This window comes from Marinobacter iranensis, from assembly GCF_029207565.1.
Taxonomy (GTDB): Bacteria; Pseudomonadota; Gammaproteobacteria; order Pseudomonadales; family Oleiphilaceae; genus Marinobacter; species Marinobacter iranensis.
Genome location: NZ_JANCMW010000013.1, coordinates 28,533 through 49,927 on the forward strand (window position 1 = coordinate 28,533; position 21,395 = coordinate 49,927).

Here is a 21,395-nt window from a genome sequence, read left to right on the forward strand (position 1 = left end):
ATTCAGGCGGAATTTCAGGAGGGTGGACATTGGGACAGCCGGAACATGACGCAGAGCTGGATGCCCGGGGCCTGTTTTGCCCTGAACCGGTTATGCTGCTACACAATCGCATTGTGGATATCAGTGTGGGTGGGGTATTGAAAGTGGTTGCTACCGATCCTTCAACAACACGGGATATACCAAGGTTCTGCCAGTTTCTGAATCACGAACTGGTGTACTCGGCCGAGGACGATCAGGAGTTCGTATTCTTTATTCGCCGCGGTAGTTAACGGCGGCGTATCAGCTGCCGTCGGAGTAACCCAGTGTGTCCAGATGGCTGAGGAATTGCTTCCGGTCCATCTCGCCCAACACCCGGGCGCTTTCAATCTCCGTGCCGCTGCCATCGTAAAACAGAATGGCGGGTGGGCCGAACAATCCAAGCTCTTCCAGCAATGCCTGCTGGGCCGGCGTGTTGTCCGTCATGTCCAGTTGCAGGAGCTTGTACGGCGCCAGCGCCTGAATAACAGAGCCGTCACTGAAAACATTGCGCTCCATTACCTTGCAGGAGATGCACCAGTCCGCATAGAAATCCAGCATCACCGGGGTACCACTCCGGCTTGCGCGACTGAGCTCGTTACGGATATCGGCGGGAGACTCCAGGCGGACGAACTGGGCATGCGCCGTGTTCTGCGTTGAACCGCCAGCGACAGTCTGGCTCGAAGCCGTGAACGGCGCCAGCGGCTTCAGGGGGTTACCGGCGCCGGAAACCGCGCCGGCCAGCAGGGCAATGCCGTAGGCGAACATCACCAGTCCAAGGCCCTTGCGGGTTCGCTCCCAGCCAGCCTTTGCCGCATCGAAGGCGCCCAGTTGTACACCGGTGATGGCAATCAATAACCCCCACAGGGTCAGCGCCAGCCAGGCGGGAACCAGCCTTTCCATCAGCCAGATAGCAACGGCCAGCAGCATGACGCCGTAGAAGGCCTTAACCACGTTCATCCAGGGGCCCGTGGCTGGCAGTAACTTACGACCACCTACCGCCACCAGTATCAGGGGAATACCCATGCCCAGCCCTAGGGCGAAAAGCGCCACGCCCCCGATGACCGCATCCTGGGTGGTGCTGATGTAAAGCAGGCTTCCTGCCAGCGGTGCGGAAACACAGGGTGAGACGATCAGCGCAGACAGGGCGCCAATACCGAAAATGCTGATGACACGGCTTCCGGTGAGGCGGTGGCTGGCATCATTGAGTGGCTCCCGGATAAATCTGGGTAACTGGATTTCGAAGAGGTTGAACATGGACAGGGCGAAAATCACGAACAGGGCCGCGAAAACGCTCAGCACCCAGGGCGATTGCAGATGTGCCTGGAGATTAAAGCTGGCGCCCAGCAAGCCGGTAATGACACCCGCTGCGGCGTAGGTCAGTGCCATGCCCAATACGTAGCTGCCCGACAGCAACAGTGCATGGGCGGTGGTGCTGGTATTACGGCCAGACACCAGGGAGGAAATGATCGGCACCATCGGCAGTACGCAGGGGGTGAAGGTCAGCCCCAGGCCCAGCAGCAGAAACAGCGCCGCGATCACGAGGACCGACTGGTTGGCCAGAAAGCCGGCCAGCCCGGTTGCCGTTGACGTGTCCGCGGAAGGAGGCTGGTTGACACCAGGCGAGCCCGAAGCCCCCGAATTTCCGGTTGCCGCGGAAGCATCGCCGTTTCCGGCGCTGGCTCCAGAACTGGCATAATACAGCACATCACGGGTTTGGGGCGGGTAACAGAGCCCGGCTTTGGCGCACCCCTGGTAGGTCACCTGTAGCTTGGCCTCCCGGACGCCATCAGGAAGGTTCACTGGAACGCGGGCCTGGACAGGATCGTAGAAGACGGTGACCTTGCCAAAATACTCATCTTCCGTATCAGTGCCGGTATAGGAGAAGTCGGGCTCGCCCAGGGTGACGCCTTCGGTGTTGCTGGTGACCTTGATACGCCCCTGATAGAGGTAGTGCCCGGGAGTGATATCCCAGGACAGCACAACCGCGTTGGTATCCGCGGTGTAGCTGAACGGCAGGGCTTCATCGACCGGGAGAAAATCATTCCCACCGCCGAACAGAGAATTGCCCGCAGCAGACGCAAATAAGGAAAGGGTGGACAGTGCCAGGAACACCAGAACGCGGCCCAGGACTCGGAAATGAGCACTACTGCTTGAGGCTGTGTTGTTGCCGGTCATAGTCTATGGATTACCGTTAGTGGTTCCGGGTTGTGCGGCGCTGTTTCAGGATGTTCTGAAACAGCGCGTTCCAGGGTTGCAATTGACTCGGTCGCCAGGCAAAAGTTCCCTCTGGTATTGAACGGTCTAAAGTCGCACAATAGCCGTCCCATGAAACACGATCCTGATGATCTTATCATGCTGTTCAATGACCTGTTCCGGGAAGAATACCGGACCGTTCTGGTCAAGGGCAGCGATGAGCCAGAATATCTGCCCGCGACGGTGCTTGGCAGCTACGCACAGATTATCTTCGCCCACGGCTATTATGCCAGTGCTCTGCATGAAATCAGCCACTGGTGTATTGCAGGTGAGCACCGGCGCACACTTCGGGACTTCGGCTACTGGTACTGTCCCGACGGCCGCAATGTGGCGCAGCAGCAGGCCTTTGAAAAGGCTGAGATCAAGCCTCAGGCCCTGGAATGGCTTTTCTCGGTGGCAGCGGGTGCTCGCTTCCACATCAGCGTCGACAATCTTTCCGGTTGCGGGGCATGGGACGAAGGTGCCTTTCGCAGGAATGTACGGGCACAGGCAGGTTACTACCTTGAGCATGGCATGCCGGCCCGCGCGGGCCTGTTTTTCCGAACGCTCAAGACATTTTATGGAACCGGGGCTGACTTTAATGAAGTCTGGAAAAAAGAGACCAGGCGCCTGATGCCCGAGGATTCCGTCACAGACACTGAGGTAGATTGAAGCAATATGACATCTGACGCACCCGAAGCCGGCAAGACACTTTTCAAGGACCTGAACCTTGACCAGCGAGTGCTTGATGCCATTACCGATATCGGTTTTGAGCATTGCACGCCCATCCAGGCCGAGACCCTGCCGTTCACACTCGCCTGCCAGGATCTGATTGGTCAGGCGCAGACCGGTACCGGTAAAACCGCCGCTTTCCTGATTACCGCCATTCAGAGCATGCTCGAAACGCCAATCCCGCAAGAGGACAGGTTCGCGTCGGAACCCCGTGTCCTGGCCCTGGCGCCAACCCGGGAACTGGCCATGCAGATCGCCAAGGACGCAGAACAGCTGTGCGGTTACACCGGCCACAATGTCGTCACTGTTGTCGGGGGAATGAACTACGACAAACAGCGTGACCAGCTCCAGAATGAAATTGTCGACATCCTGGTGGCAACTCCCGGGCGCCTGATCGACTTTCTGGGCTCCCAGGACGTCTTTCTGGACCAGCTCGACATCCTGATCCTGGATGAAGCGGACAGGATGCTGGACATGGGGTTCATCCCGGACGTGAAGCGGATTATCCGCAAGTGCACCCCCAAGGAAGAGCGCCAGACCCTGCTGTTCAGCGCCACCTTTAACCAGGACGTTCTCAACCTGGCCTCCATGTGGACCCGCAATGCGGAGTTCGTTGAAATTGAACCGGAACAGAAAACCGCCGAACGGGTGAAACAGACCGTGTATCTTGTGGGTGAGGACGAGAAACTGCCGGTACTGGTGAATTACCTCCAGCGCCCCGAGGTGGAAAAGGCCCTGGTATTTGCCAATCGTCGTGACCAGTGTCGCGACCTGGACGAAGATTTGCGTAACCAGGGGGTCAAGGTAGCGCTCATGTCCGGTGAAATTGCCCAGAACAAACGGCTCAAGACCCTGGAGCAGTTCAAGAACGGTAGCATCCAGGTGCTGGTGGCTACCGATGTCGCCGGGCGAGGTATCCATGTCGACGGTGTGACGCACGTGTTCAACTATAATCTGCCGGACAGTGCCGAGGATTATGTGCACCGTATCGGGCGTACCGGGCGGGCAGGGAAGCACGGTGTGTCTGTCAGCTTTGCCAGTGAGGACGATGCCTTTTCACTACCGGCCATCGAATCCTACATCAGCCAGAAACTCACCACGGCGGTGCCGGAGGAAGAGCTGATGACGGAACTCGCCAAGCCACCGATCACCCGTAAGCGCGGCGGCCGGCGTCCCCAGGGCAATCGCAGCCAGGGTGGCCGTGGCGGTAACCAGCGTCAGCGCAGGAACTAACGGGTTGGGAAGCAGGATCATGCGGATAGTAGCGGACGAGAACATACCCTTACTGGATTCCTTCTTCGGTGACATTGGCGATATACGCCCGGTGTCCGGCCGCACAATGTCAGCCGCTGACGTACAGAATGCCGACATTCTGCTGGTTCGTTCGGTTACGCGGGTTAATCGGGCATTGCTGGAGGGCAGCCGCGTCCGGTTCGTGGGCACCTGCACCATCGGCACCGACCACGTCGACCAGAAATGGCTTGAGTCCAGCGGTATCACTTTTTCAGCGGCTCCCGGCTGTAACGCCAACAGTGTGGTCGAGTATGTGCTGTCGGTGATCTCCCTCCATGCCGAGAGGCGTGGCGTGGCAGATTGGTCCAAGCTCCGTGTCGGCATCGTTGGTGCTGGCAATGTTGGTGGGGAGCTTGCTCACAAGCTGGACAGGCTGGGCTTTGACGTCGTGCTCTGCGACCCGCCACGGGCCGAGCGGGAAGACGATGACAGCCAGGAATTTGTCAGCCTTGAAGAGGCCATGGCCTGTGATGTGGTAACGCTGCATACGCCCCTGACCCGGGAGGGAGACCACGCCACTCTGCATATGTTTGGACGGGAGCGGTTGTCTTCCCTGACGGAAAACCAGTTGCTGATCAATACCAGCCGTGGCGAAGTGATCGAAACCTCCGCCTTGCTGGCTCGGCTTGATGAGCCGAATGCGCCCAGCGTGGTATTGGACGTATGGGAGAACGAGCCGCGTATTCACGCCGAATTGATGGAGAAAGTCTGGCTTGCCACGCCGCATATCGCGGGTTACAGCCTTGAAGGCAAGGTGCAGGGCAGCGAAATGGTGTACCAGGCACTGAGCCGCTACATGGGGCTGCCTGCTCGCAAGAAAGCCGGCCAGTTCCTGCCGGAGCCGGCGTTGAACAAACTGTCGTTCACCAGCGCCGCTGAAGAGATGGACTCGGCGAACATCGCCATCCGCTCCTGCTACGATCCGCGTAGGGATGATGCCCGCATGCGCCTGGCAATGGCTTTGCCGGCGGAAGAGCGTGGGCCTGCCTTCGATCGGCTGCGCCGGGACTATCCGGTCCGGCGGGAGTTCTCCAGCGTCAAGATTCAACTCAAGGGCACGAGCAAGTCCATGCAGGATACTTTCCGTGCCCTTGGCTTTAAGCTGAAGCTGTAGTTACAGCTGCGCTTTCTGGAGTGCCTCGATCCGGCTTTCGAGCGGCGGGTGAGTCATAAACAGCGCGCTGAGCCCGCCCCTGGCGCCTCGGTTTATACCAAACGCCTGCAGGCTGTCCGGCATCTGATCCGGCACCTCGCTTTCCTGCTTGAGGCGGGCCAGGGCGTTGATCATCGCACCACGGCCTGCCAGTTGAGCGCCGGCGATATCCGCCCGGAACTCCCGACGACGTGAGAACCAGAATACGATGGTGCTGGCAAGGATGCCCAGCACGATTTCCGCCGCAATACTGACCACGAAAAAGCCGATACCGTGCCCGCTCTCGTTCTTGAACACCATGCGGTCAACAAACGAGCCGATTACGCGGGACGCAAAAATCACGAAGGTATTCACCACACCCTGGATCAGCGCAAGGGTCACCATGTCGCCGTTGGCCACGTGGCCGATTTCGTGGCCCAGTACCGCGCGGATTTCGTCCTTGTTGAAACGGTGCAGCAGGCCTTCACTGACCGCTACCAGGGAGTTGTTCTTGTTCCAGCCCGTTGCAAACGCGTTGGACTGGGACGCGGGAAAGATTGCCACTTCCGGCATGCCGATGCCGGCGTTTTTGGCCAGCTCCCGCACCGTATCCACCAGCCAGCGCTCTGCTGGCGTTCTGGGTGATTCGATCACCTTGGCCTTGGTGCTCCACTTGGCCATGGGTTTGGAGATCAGCAGCGATACGATGGCACCGGCAAAGCCGAACACCGCTGCGAAGGCCAGCAAGGAGCCATACTGGATTCCGTTCTGGGCAAGATAACTGTCAACGCCCAGTAGCTTCAGGGTGAAGCTTGCAACCAGAATGACGGCCAGGTTGGTGGCAAGAAACAGCAGAATACGCATCTTGAATTCCTTGTTGAATCATCAGCCGCTAACTGCGGGTTTTACCTGAACGTTTATATGTGGCCGGAGTGGCCATGTTCAACAAGTTTACATCAATTTAATGATCGGCCTTGTCGCGGAAGAACGTTGCCTGCATAACCCGGCTGATCTTTACGGAACTGCCGCTTCGAAGGGCGGTACGGAGCATGTGGATATGGGTGGAGAAGTCCTCCCGGATAGCCGGAGGAAGGTCCGTGCCGCTTTCGGGGATGTCTTCCTCCTGGAGGTTCGGGCTGGCTGGTGAACTCATCCGCACAAACGCCCGCTGGGTCAGCACGGCCTGGTCCAGGGCCTCCTGGCGGATGGTGTCCACGTAACGCAGCAGGTCTTCCTCGGCCAGCCAGAGCAGGGTGCCGAAGCAGGCCATGTGGCGCTTGCTGTGCAGCCCGAACTCATCCGGCTCGTCCGGGCCGGCAATATCTTCCACGAACAGGTTCACCCGGCGGGGAAAGGCATTGTAGAGCTGAACCAGGGCGATTGCCGCGTCCTTGTAGAACTCTTCAATATGAATGTCCGCCATGAGGCCTCCTTTACAGCTGGTAGGAAGACAGGAAGTGTGCCAGACGCTTCATGGCGTCTTCCAGGGTATCCTCCCGGGGCAGGAACACGACGCGCAGATGCTGTTTGTCGTCAATGTTGAAAGCGGACCCCTGGACCAGCAAGATGCGTTCCTGCAACAGCAGGTCCAGTACCAGCTTTTCGTCATTGACGATGGGGAAGCGCTTCGGGTCCAGCTTGGGGAAGAGGTAGAGCGCGCCCTTGGGCTTCACGCAACTGACCCCAGGAATATCATTGAGCAGGTTCCAGGCGGTTTCACGCTGTTCGAACAGCCGGCCACCCGGCGCCACCAGGTCCTCAATGGACTGGTAGCCGCCCAGGGCGGTCTGGATAGCGAGCTGGGCAGGCACATTGGCGCACAGGCGCATGTTCGAAAGCATCTCGATACCCTCGATCAGGTCCCGTGCACGGTGTTTTGCGCCACTGATGATCATCCAGCCGGAACGGTAACCGGCGGCGCGGTAATTCTTGGACAGGCCGTTATAGGTGAAAAACAGCACGTCATCGGCCAGCGACGCCGTTGAAATGTGCTCGGTGCCGTCGTACAGGATCTTGTCGTAGATCTCGTCGGACAACACGATCAGGCTGTGTTGCCGCGCCAGTTCCACCACCTGTTCCAGCAACTCGCGGGAATAGACGGCGCCGGTCGGGTTATTGGGGTTGATAAGCACAATAGCCCGGGTGCGGCGGGTAATCTTCTTGCGGATGTCGTCAATGTCCGGGAACCAGTCCTGTTGCTCATCACAGCGATAGTGGACCGGTTTGCCGCTGGACAGGGTCACGGCGGCGGTCCACAGCGGGTAATCCGGGGCCGGGATCAGCACTTCGTCGCCGGTATTGAGCATGGCCTGCATGGACATCACAATCATCTCGCTGACGCCATTGCCCAGAAAGATATCGTCGATATCCACCTTGTCGATGCCTCGTTGCTGGCAGTAGTGCATAACCGCCTTGCGGGCAGAGAACAGCCCCTTGGATTCCACATACCCCTGGGCCAGGGGCATGTTGTAAATGACGTCCTGCTGGATTTCCTCGGGTACATCCAGTTCAAAGGCCGCGGGATTGCCGATGTTCAGCTTGAGAACCCGGTGGCCTTCTTCTTCCAGGCGACGGGCCTCACGCAGAACCACGCCACGTATCTCGTAACACACGTTATCCAGCTTGGCGGATTTGAGATAGTTCTGCATAAGCCCGGTGCTTCCTCAGATCGGTAAGGGTTATTAAGTGCCATGTATCAAAGACAAGCTTGTATTCTAGCGGAGCAGAGGCAGGCGGCAACAGGCCAATTGTGATGAATTGTGGCATAAATGAGGAGATTTAACGCCCAAAGCTCACAGATTCCATGAACTGGCGTGGATAACCGGGTCAGATTCGGTTGTAAATTGTATTGTGTACAATATAATGGAGGAAAATACAAAGGAGAAAATCATGGCTACCCAAAGCATCTACGACTTTGCTGCAACCGACATCCGTGGAGAAGAGCATTCTCTCGATGAGTTCCGCGGCAAGGTTCTGCTGATTGTAAACACGGCCAGTAAATGCGGTTTTACCCCGCAGTTTGAAGGTTTGCAATCCCTGTACACCGACCTGAAAGGCAAAGGGCTTGAAGTGCTGGGTTTTCCCTGCAACCAGTTCCGCAACCAGGACCCGGCAGACGACAAGGCCATCAGTGAATTCTGCAGCCTGAACTACGGCGTTGATTTCCCCATGTTTGCCAAGATCGAGGTTAACGGACCAAACGCCCACCCCCTGTTTCAGCATCTGAAACACAGCGCCAAGGGTCTGTTGGGATCGGAAGCGGTCAAATGGAACTTTACCAAGTTCCTGGTTAACAGCGATGGCGAGGTTGTCGGCCGTTATCCACCCACCACAAAACCGTCAGCCATCCGTGCCGACATCGAGAAGTTGCTGTAAGCCATGAAAACCGAAGATGACCTCCTTGCACTGGATAACCAGCTCTGTTTTGCTCTCTATGCCGCCAATCGGGCGATAACGGCCCGTTACCGTCCACTGTTGGCAGAGCTCAATCTCACTTATCCGCAGTATCTGGTCATGCTGGTACTGTGGGAAGCGAACCAGGATGGAAAAACCGTCAGGGTGTCTGATCTGGGTAAGCGGCTACGCCTGGATTCGGGAACCCTGACGCCTCTGCTTAAACGTCTGGCTGATCGAAAGCTGGTTACACGCCTGCGGGACACGGTCGACGAGCGGGTGGTAACGGTCGCGCCGACGGAGAAGGGCATCGCCATGCGGCGGCAGGCCCGGGAGATTCCGGGTCGTCTGCTGTGTGGTACCGGTATCGGGGAGGAGCGAATCGTGGCATTGCGGGAAGAACTGCGTTCCGTCCTTAGTCTTCTTGAGGCTCAGGGGGAGCCCAGCGGTCGATAATCGACTTCAGGTCGGCGCGATTGTAGGGCTTGGTGATGTAATCGTTCATACCGGATTCCAGGCAATCGTCACGGTCTCCCTGCATGACGTTGGCCGTCACGGCGATCACAGGCAGATCCCACCATTCGGGATTCTCGCGAATCTTGCGGGTGGCTTCGTAGCCATCCATCACCGGCATCTGACAATCCATCAGCACGATATCAAAGGACGCCTGCTGTAACGCCTCCAGCGCCCGTTTGCCGTTTTCCGCAAGGGTGACCGAATGGCCGAGTTTCTTCAGCATGCTGCTGGCGACAACCTGGTTAACCTGGTTGTCTTCCACCAGTAACAGGTTCAGTGATCTGGTAACCTCCGTCTGCTCTTCAATGGTACCGGTCCTGTCGCCGGCACCTTCATGTTCCAGCCCTGCAGCCCTGCAAAGGGTGCGGAACAACTGCTCCCGTCTCAGTGGCATGGAGAGTATCTGCCGGTTGTCAGCGGGCAGTGCCGAGCCATTCCTGTCGACCAGGATAACGCCGGTGCCGGACCAGCCCGGTGCAAGTTGTCCTGCGGTTTCATCGTCCTTTTCCGCGACAACCATCAGGATGCCTCCTCCATTGCGAGCGGCATCACGTATGGGAACGCCCCATGCCCGCAACTGGTTTTCAATGGAGGTACGGTGGGGGTAGTCCGGGGGAATGCCCATATCCACCCCTGTTTGCCTGAGCTGGTCCGGAATGGCCGGCATTGCCAATTCGGCCTCCTGCTGGTCGTGCACGGGCAGGGGCAGGTTGACCGTGAAGTGGGTTCCTTTTTGTTCCTCGGAATCCACCAGGATCTGGCCGTGCATCCGCTCTACCAGTTGGCGGCACAGGGTCAGGCCCAGGCCGGTGCCCCCGTAGAGCCGGGTGGTATCGCTGTCGGCCTGGGAGAAGGGCGAGAAAATCCGGTGCAGCCCTTCCTTGGACATGCCGATACCGGTGTCGATCACGTCGATGCGAACATTACCGCTGAAGCGGGTGGCGCGGATACTCACGCTGCCCTGCTCGGTGAACTTGATGGCATTGCTGAGCAGGTTATTGAGAATCTGACGGGTGCGGGTGGGGTCGCCGAGGAACATTTCCGGCAGATCGCAGTCAATATCCGCCACCACATCAATGTTCTTGCGCCGGGCCTGCTGGGCGTGCAGCGTTGCACACTCCTCAATCAGATTGCGTACCGAGAAGGGAATGTTCTCCAGGCTGAGTTTGCCGGCTTCCACCTTGGAAATATCAAGGATGTCGTTGAGCAGGCCAAGCAGGCTCTGGCCGGCGTTCAGGGCAATTTCCAGCCGGTTTCGCTGCGCCGGTTCCAGATCTCCTTCCAGCGCTAGCCCGAGCATGCCCAGAACGCCATTGAGCGGGGTGCGGATCTCATGGCTCATACTGGCCAGGAAATTGGCCCGTGCCCTGGCTCGGCGTACGGCGTCTTCCTTGGCGCGGACCAGGGCCCGGTTGCCTCGCTGGAGCGCCTCGTTTTTCTCGGAAATTTCCCGTGTGCGGTCTTCCACTTCCTGTTCAAGCTGGCCGGAGTAGTTCTTCATCGCGCTTTCGGCAGCCCGAAGCTGCGCCAGGCTTGAATCAATGGTTTCCAGGTGCTGGTTGATCACGCCCACCATAAGCCCTATCTCATCCTCGCGATGGTTCCTGGGCACAGGTAACCGGATCTTTTCGGGGCTTTCCGCTCTGACACGGCTGAGGGTGCCGATAACGTTGAGCATCGGGCGGGTCAGCACGAAGTAGAAAATGGCCAGTAGCGCCGCCGTAAGCACCAGGCTTTTCAAGAGTCCGCTCAGCAGGGTGTAGCCCGCCCGCTGGAGGAACAGCAGGCCGTAGTGATAGGTGTCGATGGTGACTGTCAGGTTGCCCAGGGACAGGTCACTCAATTGAGGCACCACCAGTTCCCGGCTGAACACGCGGCTGTCACCAAACAGCAGGTCGCTGATCCAGCGATAACGGGAGTCCGGGCTGCTCTGGCTGGCAGCGGCCATGGTCTGGCCGTTATTGTCGATGATGCGGGCATCAATGGTCGCCGGGTGGCGGAGCAAACCGTCCAGCAGTTCTTCCGCAAGCCGGATGTCGATGTTGTAGGCAATCTGGGAGGCAGGGCTATGGCTGATTTCGATAAGCGCCTGGATTTCCTGTTCCATGGAATCCCGGGCACTGAAATAATCGAGTGTGACCTGCACAACGTTGAGCACCAGGCCCAGCACCATTGCGATTAAAACGGTGTCCCGGGTCAGGCGATAGGATAGCCGTTTCTGGAATGCAGTTGTCACAGCGTGTCACGGTCCCTGTCTAACGTTTTGTGTGGTGTTCCGGGATTAGCCGAAGGCTAGTCGTCGTAGTCTGCCTTCTTGCGCCATTCATCGTCGTGAAGGAAGGTGTCCCACTCCCTGTCGAGGCGTGATTGGCCTTCCGCGGCGGCTGTGTGGGCCTCATCACCTTTCATCGCCTCAAGCTCCTTGATACGGGTGCGGAAGCTTTTTACGGCTTTCATTGCCATGGGGTTGTCCTGTGACTTGCCCATTTCAGTACTGGCCAGATGATAGGCGTGAATGGCCTTGCGAATCTGGTTCTGTTTCACATAATCACGGGCCTGGAACACATGCAGGTCGGCATGGGTTTTGTGCACGAGGAACAGGACAAACTTGAGATTTTTCTTCGCCGTGGCGCCATCAATCTTTCCGGCCTTGTGCATGCCTTCAATCATCTTGAAGAGGTTCTGCAGCAACTCCTTGACATAACTGGACTTCTCCGGCGAATCGATTTTTACTGGAGAGCGTTGGTCCTCGTTGTCCATGACCTTCTTTTTGAGTTGCTGGGCGGCGTTTAACCATTCCCCGACTGGCTGTTCAGACTTGAGGCCCTGGAGCTCGCGGCAGGTTTCCTCCATGCGTTTGATCAGCAACAATTTAAGGTCTGCGGTGAGGTATTGTCCCGGAATTTCTGAAAGCAGGCGGTTAGCACGGTTATAGCTGTCTTCCAGCGCCGTGATTTTTCGAGCACGTTCGATACGTGCCCGTTCCCGCATCTGGCTGGCCACAATAATGATGATCGAAACGGTAACGATAGCCGCCAGAAGCAGCACAATCATTGTGGTATCCATCGTATTGCTGATACTCCGACTAATGGACAGGGCACTGAACGCTCCGGCAACAGAAAAAACCGGAGAAATCCAGCAAGTATCCGAAAGACTAGCAGAAAACCAAAAATGATTCCGTTTTGAAATGTGAACGATTGCGGCTTTATATCAATTCGATGAATTGGTAATCTTCAGTCTATTCTTCTGGTGAATGAAAGCTGTTCACCGATCACCGTTTATCGCCTGCAGGTAGCACTTCATGGACATTTCCCGGGTTGACCTCAATCTGCTTGTGTATCTTGACGTGCTGTTGCGGGAGCGGAACGTCACCAAAGCCGCCAACCATCTCGGCATAACCCAGCCGGCCATGAGCAATGGTTTACGGCGATTGCGGGATCTGTTTGGTGATCCGCTGCTGGTGCGCACCAGCGAGGGCATGACTGCGACTGAACGTGCCACCGAACTGCAGCCACTGGTGCGGGGCATCCTCTCGGATATCGAGCAGGCGGTTCATGAGAAGACGGCCTTTGCGGCTATGGAAAGCCAGCGTGTATTCCGCATCATGGCCAGCGACTATGCGGAGTCCTGCCTGATGCCGCGGGTGCTCCGGCGGATTCGCCAGGAGGCGCCTCATGTCACCCTGGATGTTCTGACCCCGAGTGACGTGAGCTTTCTCGACGTGGAGCAGGGCCGGTTGGATATGGCGATCAACCGGTTCGACAAGATTCCACAGTCCTTTCACCAGAAAACCCTGTGGACTGAGTATTTCGCCTGCCTGATGAACGCGCGCAACCCTATCCTCAAGGAACCGTTCACCCTGGATACCTATCTGGATGCCAGCCATATCTGGGTCAGCAAAACCGGTTTCGGTGTCGGCGTAGGGGTGAATCCAAAGGATGTCCAGCGCCTGGGCTGGGTGGACGAGGCATTGTCGCTGATGGGGCGCAAGCGTCGGATTTCTGTATTCACGCGGCATTACCAGGTGGCGATGCTGCTGGCGGAACAGCACGACCTGATAGCCACACTGCCATCTCGCGCTGCCTGGTTGCAGAAAGACAACACCAATCTGGTGGTGAAGGTACCGCCGTTCGAGATCCCGCCGTTTGAGCTGAAAATGGCCTGGAGCCCGTTGTTGCAGCACAACACGGATCACCAATGGCTACGGAAGCTTATTGTGGAAGTGGCCGAGGAGGTGGATGCGGAGTTTGCACCGTTCGGGGCACAGTTTGAATCCGCCGAGGTTCCCGGCGTTCATCATTCAGAGCGGTAGTTCCCTCAGTTCCAGTGAACCCCGCCCGGCGTCCCACATACGCTGGAAGGATTCGGCAAGCAGCTTTACCCGGCCGCTGTCGGCAAATTTGGCGAAGCCCTCGGGCTTGTAGAAGTCATGTCGGTAGACCACGCCCTCCCGGTCGGCCAGCAGGAATGGCTGGTCTTCCACCGGGTAGTCGTCGTTGACCAACCTCAGTTCCATCCGGCTGGGCAGGCGACGCATCAGTTCCACGATCTGGTGCCGGCGTTTCACCAGCGGTTTGTCATCGTGAATCAGCAGGCGCACGTCGCTGAGCCGATGACGGCGGGCCAGACTGGATATCAGTTCCCGGAACCGCAGGCGGTCATAGAGGTCATGATCCAGCAGCCGGTCATACAGCCAGAGCCGTTGACGGGCCTGGCCAGCCACGGAGTCCATCAGCCCCACCATGTTGCTTTCGCTGTCAAACAGCCAGGCGTCTTGGTCTTCGCCCAACAGCATGGGAGTGGGGCGGGTGCCGAAAGCATCACTGACCAGTTCCGGAGCCAGGCAGCGCATGTCCACATGGGGAATGCCGGCGTCGTCGTACAGGTCGGAGCAGACGTGGAACCCGGAGCGCTGGTAGAAGGGAATGGCGTGTTCCTGGGCGGAAAGCTGCAGTTCACTGAACTGGCCGGCCGCTTCCGAGACCAGGTGGCGCAACAGGACTTCACCGAATCCCTTGCCGCGATGGGCAGACAGGATGGCCATGCGCCCGATATGGGCGGTTTCCTCAAGGGTTGAGAAAAGCCGGCCGACCCCGACGGGGGTGTTGTCGGGCAGTACCATGAGATAGTGGTCGGCGATTTCGTCGGTATCGTCCCATTCCAGTTCCGGCGGTACCCGTTGCTCTTCCACAAACACGGCCTGACGTATGGTCCGGACATCGGCCGGCGCCAGTTGCCAGCTGTATTTGCGAATCCGTACGTTCATGCCGTTCTCTCTCACCCTCACTCTTAATCTTACCCTTACTCGAAATACAGCGAACCCTGGTTAACGAGATTACTCAAAAGCCCCGCGATGGCGTCGTCGCCGGCAAACAATGAGGCCAGTTCTGCCATATCAAGTCTGGCGCCGGCGCAGAGCAAGGGTGCCAGAGGCCTTGCATCGCCCCGGAGCAGGAATTGCTCGCCATCCACGAATAGGGCCGCTTCTTCCTCAAATTCATGGTAGGCGAAACGGGAACCTTCGTTCCAGCGCAGCGGGTTGCCGGATGCTATCAGTTCACCGAGCAGTTCCGGCGTCACGGGCTCTTCCGCGGGCACCACAATATCCAGGCTCTTGGGAAGCGTGGAGTATTGGCCAAACCAGAGCGCCAGTTGGCGCTTGTCGGTAAGTTTTTCACGAATGACGCCATCAAGGCGATCGATTACTTCGGGTGCAATGGTGCCAGGGTTGTCCTGAACCCTCAGGTCCGGATCGTTGAGGTGCTCCGACGCGTCGGACTGGCTGCAGAGGAAATCCGTGAAACCGGTCAGCACATCGTCAATGGTGGGCGCACGGAACCCGACGGACAGGGTGATGCAGTCATCCTCCGCCACTCCGTGATGGCCAATGCCCGGTGGCAGGTACAGCATGTCTCCCGGTGCCAGAGTGACGGTTTCCTCGCCATCCCAGCTACTGAGAATCCGCAACGGTGTGCCGTCTACCCGGGGTGAGGTGTGATCGCAGTGGCCGCCAAAAGTCCACCGCCGGTGTCCTTCGGCCTGCAGCAGGAAGACATCGTACTGGTCGTAGTGGGGGCCGACGCTGCCGCCTTTCGGGGCGTAGCTGGCCATGATGTCATCCAGTCGCCAGTTGGGGACGAAGCGGAACTTGTCCAACAGGTCCGCGAAGTCCGGAACCCAGTGGTCAAGGCCCTGAACCAGCAGTGTCCAGTGACTTTCCGGCAGTTTGCTGAAGCGCTCGGGCTCAAAAGGACCGTTGTGCAACTGCCAGGGTTTGCCGTCGTCGTTCTCGATCACAATGCGGGATTCGACCGCTTCCTCGCAGGCGAGCCCCGCCAGTTCCTCCGCCGACACCGGGCACTCGAAGCCCGCAAAGGCCTGGCGGATTACCAGCGGTTTCTTCTGCCAGTAGTCCCGCAGGAATTCTTCCGCGGGCATTCCGCCGGGCAGTTTCATGATTCAGATATCCCGTGCCTGTTGGGTGGCGTTGCCAATATAAGTGCCCGGTGTCAGCTCCATCAGTTCCGCCTTGGCGGAGTCGGGAATGTCCAGCGAGTCCACAAAGGCTTTGATGACCTCAGGTGTCATCGCCTTGCCACGGGTCAGCGCCTTGAGTTTCTCGTAGGGCTTTTCGATGTTGTAGCGGCGCATGACGGTCTGGATGGGCTCTGCAAGAACTTCCCAGGCGTGGTCCAGGTCTTCATCCAGTCGGGCCGGGTTGATTTCCAGCTTGCTCAGGCCTTTCAGTGTGGCTTCATAGGCGATCAGGCTGTGGGCGAAACCGACACCGAGGTTGCGCAGAACAGTGGAGTCGGTCAGGTCCCGCTGCCAACGTGAAATCGGTAGCTTGGCGGACAGATGGCTGAACAGGGCGTTGGCGATGCCCAGGTTGCCTTCGGAATTCTCGAAATCGATGGGGTTGACCTTGTGGGGCATGGTGGAGGAACCCACTTCGCCTTCCACGGTTTTCTGCTTGAAATACCCTAGGGAAATGTAGCCCCAGATATCCCGGTCCAGGTCGATCAGGATGGTGTTGAAACGGGCAATGGCATCGTAGAGCTCGGCGATGTAGTCGTGGGGTTCGATCTGGGTGGTGTAGGGGTTCCAGTCCAGGCCCAGGCTTTCAATGAAGTCCTTCGCATTCTGTGCCCAGTCGATCGACGGGTAGGCCGACAGGTGGGCGTTGTAGTTGCCCACCGCACCGTTGATCTTGCCCATCAGTTCCACGCCGCGAATCTGTTTCATCTGGCGGCGCAGGCGGTAAACCACATTGGCCAGTTCCTTGCCCACGGTAGATGGCGATGCGGTCTGGCCGTGGGTGCGGGACAGCATGGGCTGTTCGGCGTGTTCGTGGGCCAGCTCGGCCAGCCGGTCGACAACGCGGTCCATGGCTGGAAGCAGCCCATGGTCCAGGCCTTCACGCAGCATCAGGGCGTGGGAGAGGTTATTGATGTCTTCGGAGGTGCAGGCAAAGTGCACGAATTCGGTGACCGCATGCAGTTCCGGAACGTCCGCGATCTTTTCCTTGATGAAGTATTCCACCGCCTTTACGTCGTGGTTGGTGGTGCGTTCAATACCCTTGATCCGCTCCGCATCCGCCAGGTTAAAGCCGGAAACCATGTCATCCAGGAACTGGTTGGCTTCGGCGGAGAAGACAGGCACTTCGGTAATGCCGGGATGGGCGGCCAGCTTCTGCAGCCAGCGGAGTTCGACGGTGACGCGGTTCCTGATCAGGCCATACTCACTGAAAATGTCACGGAAAACGCTGACTTTGCTGCCATAGCGTCCATCCACCGGGGAAATGGCGGTCAGGGCGTTGAGTTCCATCGAAAACCTCTCAAGTCATCAAAGATACGGTCAAAAGAAAAACTGGGGGCGCATATGATACACCAGCGGCGGCCGGGATTCAGTCGTAAACCGACCGGTTTGCCTTCTCCGCCAGTTCCCGGGCCGTCATGATGACCTTGCGGCGGTTGAAAATGAGCTGCCAGCGGCGTCCGCCGGTCTGATGCCAGAGTATCGAGGAACGAATGCCTGCCAGTAACAGGGCTCGTACTTTGGCGGCGTTTTCCTCGCGCTGGAGGATGGTCGGCTCACCGGTGACCTGGATGCGCTGGCGGAAGGTGCTGATGGTATCCGCGTAAATCGATGCCAGGTTGGCAACCAGGTTACCGTGGCTGTATCCAAAGTGACTGGCGGTGTGCCGAGCCTGGTCAATACGGCTGCCAATCACATCCAGCATATCGTTGTTACGTCGAAGTTTGGATGACAGGTTGATCAGGTTCAGGGCGTAACGCAGCACTTCGATATCCTGCTGCTTACTTTGCTGGCTCATAACACTGGCCAGTGTGGCCAGACCTTCCCGCAGGTCTTTCAGTTCACCGCCATACACATCCAGGGTGGTTTCCGGCTGGGTGGCGAACAGGGAACGCATGCAGGTTTCAAAGCTGGATTCCGCACACTGCCCGGAATGGGCCACTTGCTGTACCAGTGCCGACGCCTGGAAAACCCCCGCCAGGGCAAGGGTCTGGTCGTGTAATGATCGGCTCATGCGCCGGCTCCCTCGGCCTTATTGGTCGTTGCGTCCGGCTGCTGCTCGCCGTCCCGCCAGGTTTGCTCGATAACACCGCCGCCAAGGCACACTTCGCCATGATAGAAGACCACCGACTGGCCCGGCGTCACGGCCCGCTGTGCGTCGTCGAAGACCACCCTGAATCCGCTGTCCAGGGCCGTGACCACGCAGTCCTGATCCGGCTGGCGGTAACGGGTCTTGGCCTTGCAGCGGAACTCCGTTGCCGGCGGCTCACCGGCGATCCAGTCTACCGGGCCACTGAGTAACCCACGGGAGAACAGCAGGGGATGATGTTTGCCCTGAACGGCAACCAGCACGTTGCGGGAAAGGTCTTTCTCCGCCACGTACCAGGGCTCGTCGCCGAATTCGCTCAGGCCACCAATACCCAGCCCCTGGCGCTGGCCGATGGTGTGATACATCAGGCCCTGGTGCCGGCCGATCACCTGCCCGTCAGGCGTTTCAATATTGCCCGGTTGGGCGGGAATATACTGTTTCAGGAAGTCCCGGAACTTGCGCTCACCGATAAAGCAGATACCGGTGGAATCCTTCTTGTCATGGGTGATAAAGCCTTGCTCGGCGGCAATACGCCGTACTTCCGGTTTCTCCAGTTCGCCCACCGGGAACAGGGTGCGGGCTATGCGTTCGCCGGAGACGGCGTGCAGGAAGTAGCTCTGGTCCTTGTTGGGGTCCAGGCCTTTGAGCAGTTCGGCTTTTCCGCTGCCGTCGTTCAGCGGCCGCTGGCGTGTGTAGTGGCCCGTGGCGATGTGATCGGCACCCAGTGTGATGGCGTAGTCGAGGAAGGCGCGGAACTTCACTTCCTTATTGCACAGGATATCCGGGTTCGGGGTGCGGCCGGCCCTGTATTCAGACAGGAAGTGTTCAAACACCCGGTCCCAGTATTCCGCCGCAAAGCTGGCGGTATGCAGGGGGATGCCAATGGTCTCCGCCACTGCCTGTGCGTCCGCGAGGTCAGTCATGGCGGTGCAGTATTCGGTGCCGTCGTCTTCGTCCCAGTTTTTCATGAACAGGCCCTCCACCTGATAGCCCTGGTCTTTCAGGAGCCAGGCTGCCACGGAAGAGTCCACGCCGCCGGACATGCCGACGATCACTCGGGTATTTTCAGGTGCTTTAGTCATGTCTGGGTCTGTCGCGTTCAAAGGGGCGGATTCTAGCATTTAAGCCAGGTTACGTCTGCGGTTCGACAATCACATCCAGGGGAAACCGGCGGCCGTTTCGGTAATCTTCTATGCACTGCATGACCAAAGGGCTCCGCAGCTTGTCGGATTGCTGCCGGATTTCTTCCGGTGTCAGCCAGTGGGCGGCGATAATGCCGTCATCGAGTTCACGGGTGACCCGGCTCAGCGCCCTGGCTGAAAAACAGAAACGGTAGTAGGTAACGCCGTTTGCAGGTGCCTTGTAGGTGTAGATTCCCAGGAAATGCTCCGGTTCCACCTCCCAGCCGGTCTCTTCCAGGGTTTCCCTGAGCGCTGCGTCGATAATTTTCTCGCCTTCCTCCACGTGGCCGGCAGGCTGGTTGAACACCACCTGGCCGTGACTCACTTCCTCCACCAGCAGAAAGCGACCCTGATCGTCCTCTACAATAACGGCAACAGTGGCGTGGGGTGTCCAGGTCATGAGCGGGGTTTTCTCCGGGGTGAGTGTTTGCGGGTTGCCGACGGTTTCCGCGCGGGCTTCGCCGCCGCCGGCGCTGGTGGATGGACCGTCATCGTCCGGAATTCCCCGGGCGAAAGTCCTTCAAGGGCCCAGTCCCCGATACCATAGCGAACCAGTCGGAGGGTAGGGAAGCCCACTGCTGCGGTCATGCGTCGGACCTGCCGGTTCTTGCCTTCGGTAATGGTTATTCGTATCCAGCTTGTGGGAACCGACTCCCGGTATCGTACCGGGGGGTTCCGGGGCCAGATATCCGGCGCTTGCATTAACGCTACGTCTGCCGGCCGCGTTTTACCGTCTTTCAGTGTGACGCCTTCACGCAGTTGCTTCAGAGCTTTTTCAGTGATTTCGCCTTCCACCTGAACCCAGTAGGTTTTCGGCATTTTCTGCCTTGGAGAGGCGATACGGTTCTGCAGTTGACCATCGTCTGTCAGTAGCAACAGGCCTTCGGAGTCGAAATCCAGGCGCCCGGCAGGGTAGACGGCGGGGATGGTGAGCCAGTCTGCCAGGGTGGCACGACGGTGACCGTTCGTATCACCTTTTTCGTCAGTAAACTGGCACAGCACCCTGAAGGGCTTGTTAAAAAGAATCAGCGTTGCCATCGCGGCACAGGAACCTTGGTTTGGGTGGTCGGATTCGGAAAAGGTGTAGTATGCCAGAAGAAGGAGCGGATCTGCTGTGGGGGAATAGGGCGTGCAAGCACAGCCTGTCTACAGTGCGATGGGCCACATGGCCGCAAGCCACTCTGCCAGCGGTTGCGGCCCGGTGCATTCTGTCAGGTAGTGCCGGTATCAGCAGGGTCAGGCGTTTGCTGCGCGAGGCTGATCCTGGTGGTATCCGCTGTCCTGACTTTGCTCCACGTCTTTACCATCGCTGCCGGATTTCCTTTCTGAGGTATGTTCCGGCGGGCTCTGTTTCTGCGGCTGCTCCTCAGGGACAATGTTGACCGCATGGATCCCCTTGTCACTGGGTTTTTTGTCGAAGGTGACGGCCTGGCCGGCCTTTAAAGTTTTGTAACCTTCCATTTGCACTGAAGAGAAGTGAGCAAACAGATCGTCACTGCAGCCTTCCTCAATAATGAAGCCATAACCCTTGGCATTGTTAAACCACTTTACTTTGCCTCTTGGCATGATGAACTCCCCTGTTCTTTCACTGTCAGTGTCTTTGTTATTGATATTGTTGCCGAGCGTTTTGCCTTACACGGATAGCTGCCTGTTACAGGTGCCCAGTATTTAAGCCCTGATTACAGGTTCCTTACGCCAATTTACAATATTTTACATTGCTATCGTACTGTTGACCAATATTCATTCAGAGTCAATAGCAGTTATAGCGGGAATGTATGGTTGAACCGGGGCCGGAGCCTGTATCATGACGATATTGATAACCAGCGCACGCCCGGTTCTGTCCAGTACCTTGAAAACCGGGCTGCAGACAACCATCTTTAGGAAGAGGCACCGATTTCCGGTAAAGAATCATGCGGACTATCCAGAATTCTCTACTAGTATTAAATCAGGGGGAGGACGAACAACCCGGGCGTCAGGATGATGTCAGTGTTGCTCCCGAGAAGCCTGCTCTCAAGCGTCCCGCACGCTTCAGGGTGTTGCTTCTGAACGATGATTACACACCCATGGATTTTGTCGTGGATGTGTTGATGACCTTCTTCGGAATGAACGAAGAAAAGGCGACGCAGGTGATGCTGCTCGTCCATACGCAGGGAAAAGCCGTATGCGGGGTATATACCCGGGACATCGCGGAAACAAAGGCGGCACAGGTGAACCAGTATTCTTCGGAATGCGATCATCCGCTCCTTTGCGAGATTGAACGTGCGGACTGATA

22 protein-coding genes are annotated in these 21,395 nt (G+C 58.0%); 8 read left to right on the forward strand and 14 right to left on the reverse strand.

The window, feature by feature from the left end:
• The first annotated feature begins 29 nt into the window (after positions 1-29).
• Positions 30-269, forward strand: coding sequence for a sulfurtransferase TusA (gene tusA / locus NLU14_RS17545; RefSeq protein WP_275708940.1), 240 nt, complete (start codon positions 30-32; stop codon positions 267-269).
• Between the two features lie 10 nt (positions 270-279).
• Here tusA and dsbD read toward each other — a convergent pair whose 3' ends face one another.
• A complete protein-coding gene (gene dsbD / locus NLU14_RS17550; RefSeq protein ID WP_275708942.1) occupies positions 280-2,193 on the reverse strand; it encodes a protein-disulfide reductase DsbD in 1,914 nt (637 codons plus the stop codon).
• Between the two features lie 150 nt (positions 2,194-2,343).
• Here dsbD and NLU14_RS17555 point away from each other — a divergent pair, with 150 nt between their 5' ends.
• From NLU14_RS17555 to pdxB, 3 genes are read left to right on the forward strand one after another with little or no spacing between them, the layout of a single operon-like run.
• Positions 2,344-2,922 carry an elongation factor P hydroxylase gene (locus tag NLU14_RS17555; protein WP_275708944.1) on the forward strand — a complete coding sequence of 193 codons (579 nt, stop codon included), beginning with the start codon at positions 2,344-2,346 and terminating at the stop codon, positions 2,920-2,922.
• 6 nt (positions 2,923-2,928) lie between these two features.
• Positions 2,929-4,215, forward strand: a complete 1,287-nt coding sequence (locus NLU14_RS17560; RefSeq protein WP_275708946.1) for a DEAD/DEAH box helicase — start codon at positions 2,929-2,931, stop codon at positions 4,213-4,215.
• A 19-nt stretch (positions 4,216-4,234) separates the two neighbouring features.
• Positions 4,235-5,389, forward strand: a complete 1,155-nt coding sequence (gene pdxB, locus NLU14_RS17565) for a 4-phosphoerythronate dehydrogenase PdxB (RefSeq protein WP_275708948.1) — start codon at positions 4,235-4,237, stop codon at positions 5,387-5,389.
• Here pdxB and htpX read toward each other — a convergent pair whose 3' ends face one another.
• The 3 genes from htpX to NLU14_RS17580 all read right to left on the reverse strand — a co-directional run bounded on the left by htpX (position 5,390) and on the right by NLU14_RS17580 (position 8,055).
• Positions 5,390-6,271 (reverse strand): protease HtpX, encoded by an 882-nt coding sequence (htpX, locus tag NLU14_RS17570; RefSeq protein WP_275708950.1) that lies wholly within the window; start codon positions 6,269-6,271, stop codon positions 5,390-5,392.
• A 97-nt stretch (positions 6,272-6,368) separates the two neighbouring features.
• Positions 6,369-6,830 carry a hypothetical protein gene (locus tag NLU14_RS17575; RefSeq protein WP_275708952.1) on the reverse strand — a complete coding sequence of 154 codons (462 nt, stop codon included), beginning with the start codon at positions 6,828-6,830 and terminating at the stop codon, positions 6,369-6,371.
• 10 nt (positions 6,831-6,840) lie between these two features.
• Positions 6,841-8,055: a pyridoxal phosphate-dependent aminotransferase gene (locus NLU14_RS17580; RefSeq protein ID WP_275708954.1), complete on the reverse strand. Its 1,215-nt coding sequence runs from the start codon at positions 8,053-8,055 to the stop codon at positions 6,841-6,843.
• A gap of 241 nt (positions 8,056-8,296) precedes the next feature.
• Between NLU14_RS17580 and NLU14_RS17585 the strand changes: the two genes are divergently transcribed.
• Positions 8,297-8,782, forward strand: coding sequence for a glutathione peroxidase (locus NLU14_RS17585; protein WP_275708956.1), 486 nt, complete (start codon positions 8,297-8,299; stop codon positions 8,780-8,782).
• 3 nt (positions 8,783-8,785) lie between these two features.
• The gene (locus NLU14_RS17590; protein WP_275708958.1) at positions 8,786-9,256 is read left to right on the forward strand and encodes a MarR family winged helix-turn-helix transcriptional regulator; all 471 of its coding nucleotides are present in this window, start codon (positions 8,786-8,788) and stop codon (positions 9,254-9,256) included.
• Here NLU14_RS17590 and NLU14_RS17595 read toward each other — a convergent pair.
• Entirely contained in the window at positions 9,216-11,552 is a 2,337-nt protein-coding gene (locus tag NLU14_RS17595) for a hybrid sensor histidine kinase/response regulator (protein WP_275708960.1), read from the reverse strand. The genes NLU14_RS17590 and NLU14_RS17595 overlap by 41 nt on opposite strands.
• A gap of 56 nt (positions 11,553-11,608) precedes the next feature.
• Complete coding sequence (locus tag NLU14_RS17600) at positions 11,609-12,382, reverse strand: hypothetical protein (protein WP_275708962.1); 774 nt, start codon at positions 12,380-12,382, stop codon at positions 11,609-11,611.
• A gap of 235 nt (positions 12,383-12,617) precedes the next feature.
• Between NLU14_RS17600 and NLU14_RS17605 the strand changes: the two genes are divergently transcribed.
• Positions 12,618-13,628 carry a LysR family transcriptional regulator gene (locus NLU14_RS17605; RefSeq protein ID WP_275708964.1) on the forward strand — a complete coding sequence of 337 codons (1,011 nt, stop codon included), beginning with the start codon at positions 12,618-12,620 and terminating at the stop codon, positions 13,626-13,628.
• On the opposite strand, the gene NLU14_RS17610 is transcribed toward NLU14_RS17605, so the two are convergent.
• From NLU14_RS17610 to NLU14_RS17645, 8 genes are all read right to left on the reverse strand, one after another.
• Complete coding sequence (locus tag NLU14_RS17610; protein WP_275708966.1) at positions 13,617-14,582, reverse strand: GNAT family N-acetyltransferase; 966 nt, start codon at positions 14,580-14,582, stop codon at positions 13,617-13,619. The genes NLU14_RS17605 and NLU14_RS17610 overlap by 12 nt on opposite strands.
• A 35-nt stretch (positions 14,583-14,617) precedes the next feature.
• Complete coding sequence (locus tag NLU14_RS17615; protein ID WP_275708969.1) at positions 14,618-15,772, reverse strand: cupin domain-containing protein; 1,155 nt, start codon at positions 15,770-15,772, stop codon at positions 14,618-14,620.
• Positions 15,773-15,775: 3 nt separating this feature from the next.
• Entirely contained in the window at positions 15,776-17,143 is a 1,368-nt protein-coding gene (gene purB / locus NLU14_RS17620) for an adenylosuccinate lyase (protein WP_275708971.1), read from the reverse strand.
• A gap of 79 nt (positions 17,144-17,222) precedes the next feature.
• On the reverse strand, positions 17,223-17,867 hold the full coding sequence (gene hflD, locus NLU14_RS17625; protein ID WP_275708973.1) for a high frequency lysogenization protein HflD: 645 nt from the start codon (positions 17,865-17,867) through the stop codon (positions 17,223-17,225).
• On the reverse strand, positions 17,864-19,024 hold the full coding sequence (gene mnmA / locus NLU14_RS17630) for a tRNA 2-thiouridine(34) synthase MnmA (protein WP_275708976.1): 1,161 nt from the start codon (positions 19,022-19,024) through the stop codon (positions 17,864-17,866). The genes hflD and mnmA overlap by 4 nt, the downstream gene beginning before the upstream one ends.
• A 49-nt stretch (positions 19,025-19,073) precedes the next feature.
• Positions 19,074-19,523 (reverse strand): NUDIX hydrolase, encoded by a 450-nt coding sequence (locus tag NLU14_RS17635; RefSeq protein WP_275708978.1) that lies wholly within the window; start codon positions 19,521-19,523, stop codon positions 19,074-19,076.
• On the reverse strand, positions 19,520-20,161 hold the full coding sequence (locus tag NLU14_RS17640; RefSeq protein ID WP_275708980.1) for a pseudouridine synthase: 642 nt from the start codon (positions 20,159-20,161) through the stop codon (positions 19,520-19,522). Before NLU14_RS17640 ends, NLU14_RS17635 begins: the two co-directional genes overlap by 4 nt.
• 198 nt (positions 20,162-20,359) lie before the next feature.
• Entirely contained in the window at positions 20,360-20,689 is a 330-nt protein-coding gene (locus tag NLU14_RS17645; RefSeq protein WP_275708982.1) for a cold shock domain-containing protein, read from the reverse strand.
• Between the two features lie 344 nt (positions 20,690-21,033).
• Between NLU14_RS17645 and clpS the strand changes: the two genes are divergently transcribed.
• Positions 21,034-21,393 carry an ATP-dependent Clp protease adapter ClpS gene (gene clpS, locus NLU14_RS17650; protein ID WP_275708984.1) on the forward strand — a complete coding sequence of 120 codons (360 nt, stop codon included), beginning with the start codon at positions 21,034-21,036 and terminating at the stop codon, positions 21,391-21,393.
• Positions 21,394-21,395: the final 2 nt, after the last annotated feature.

Bases quoted from the DNA above. Each gene is read 5' to 3' on its own strand.
- NLU14_RS17615 (WP_275708969.1), bottom strand. From the start codon at position 15,772: ATGAAACTGCCCGGCGGAATGCCCGCGGAAGAATTCCTGCGGGACTAC.
- NLU14_RS17580 (WP_275708954.1), bottom strand. From the start codon at position 8,055: ATGCAGAACTATCTCAAATCCGCCAAGCTGGATAACGTGTGTTACGAG.
- pdxB (WP_275708948.1), top strand. From the start codon at position 4,235: ATGCGGATAGTAGCGGACGAGAACATACCCTTACTGGATTCCTTCTTC.
- NLU14_RS17635 (WP_275708978.1), bottom strand. From the start codon at position 19,523: ATGACCTGGACACCCCACGCCACTGTTGCCGTTATTGTAGAGGACGAT.
- NLU14_RS17640 (WP_275708980.1), bottom strand. From the start codon at position 20,161: ATGGCAACGCTGATTCTTTTTAACAAGCCCTTCAGGGTGCTGTGCCAG.
- clpS (WP_275708984.1), top strand. From the start codon at position 21,034: ATGCGGACTATCCAGAATTCTCTACTAGTATTAAATCAGGGGGAGGAC.
- NLU14_RS17610 (WP_275708966.1), bottom strand. From the start codon at position 14,582: ATGAACGTACGGATTCGCAAATACAGCTGGCAACTGGCGCCGGCCGAT.
- mnmA (WP_275708976.1), bottom strand. From the start codon at position 19,024: ATGACTAAAGCACCTGAAAATACCCGAGTGATCGTCGGCATGTCCGGC.
- NLU14_RS17560 (WP_275708946.1), top strand. From the start codon at position 2,929: ATGACATCTGACGCACCCGAAGCCGGCAAGACACTTTTCAAGGACCTG.
- NLU14_RS17590 (WP_275708958.1), top strand. From the start codon at position 8,786: ATGAAAACCGAAGATGACCTCCTTGCACTGGATAACCAGCTCTGTTTT.
- NLU14_RS17575 (WP_275708952.1), bottom strand. From the start codon at position 6,830: ATGGCGGACATTCATATTGAAGAGTTCTACAAGGACGCGGCAATCGCC.
- NLU14_RS17555 (WP_275708944.1), top strand. From the start codon at position 2,344: ATGAAACACGATCCTGATGATCTTATCATGCTGTTCAATGACCTGTTC.
- hflD (WP_275708973.1), bottom strand. From the start codon at position 17,867: ATGAGCCGATCATTACACGACCAGACCCTTGCCCTGGCGGGGGTTTTC.
- purB (WP_275708971.1), bottom strand. From the start codon at position 17,143: ATGGAACTCAACGCCCTGACCGCCATTTCCCCGGTGGATGGACGCTAT.
- dsbD (WP_275708942.1), bottom strand. From the start codon at position 2,193: ATGACCGGCAACAACACAGCCTCAAGCAGTAGTGCTCATTTCCGAGTC.
- NLU14_RS17645 (WP_275708982.1), bottom strand. From the start codon at position 20,689: ATGCCAAGAGGCAAAGTAAAGTGGTTTAACAATGCCAAGGGTTATGGC.
- NLU14_RS17605 (WP_275708964.1), top strand. From the start codon at position 12,618: ATGGACATTTCCCGGGTTGACCTCAATCTGCTTGTGTATCTTGACGTG.
- NLU14_RS17600 (WP_275708962.1), bottom strand. From the start codon at position 12,382: ATGGATACCACAATGATTGTGCTGCTTCTGGCGGCTATCGTTACCGTT.
- htpX (WP_275708950.1), bottom strand. From the start codon at position 6,271: ATGCGTATTCTGCTGTTTCTTGCCACCAACCTGGCCGTCATTCTGGTT.
- NLU14_RS17585 (WP_275708956.1), top strand. From the start codon at position 8,297: ATGGCTACCCAAAGCATCTACGACTTTGCTGCAACCGACATCCGTGGA.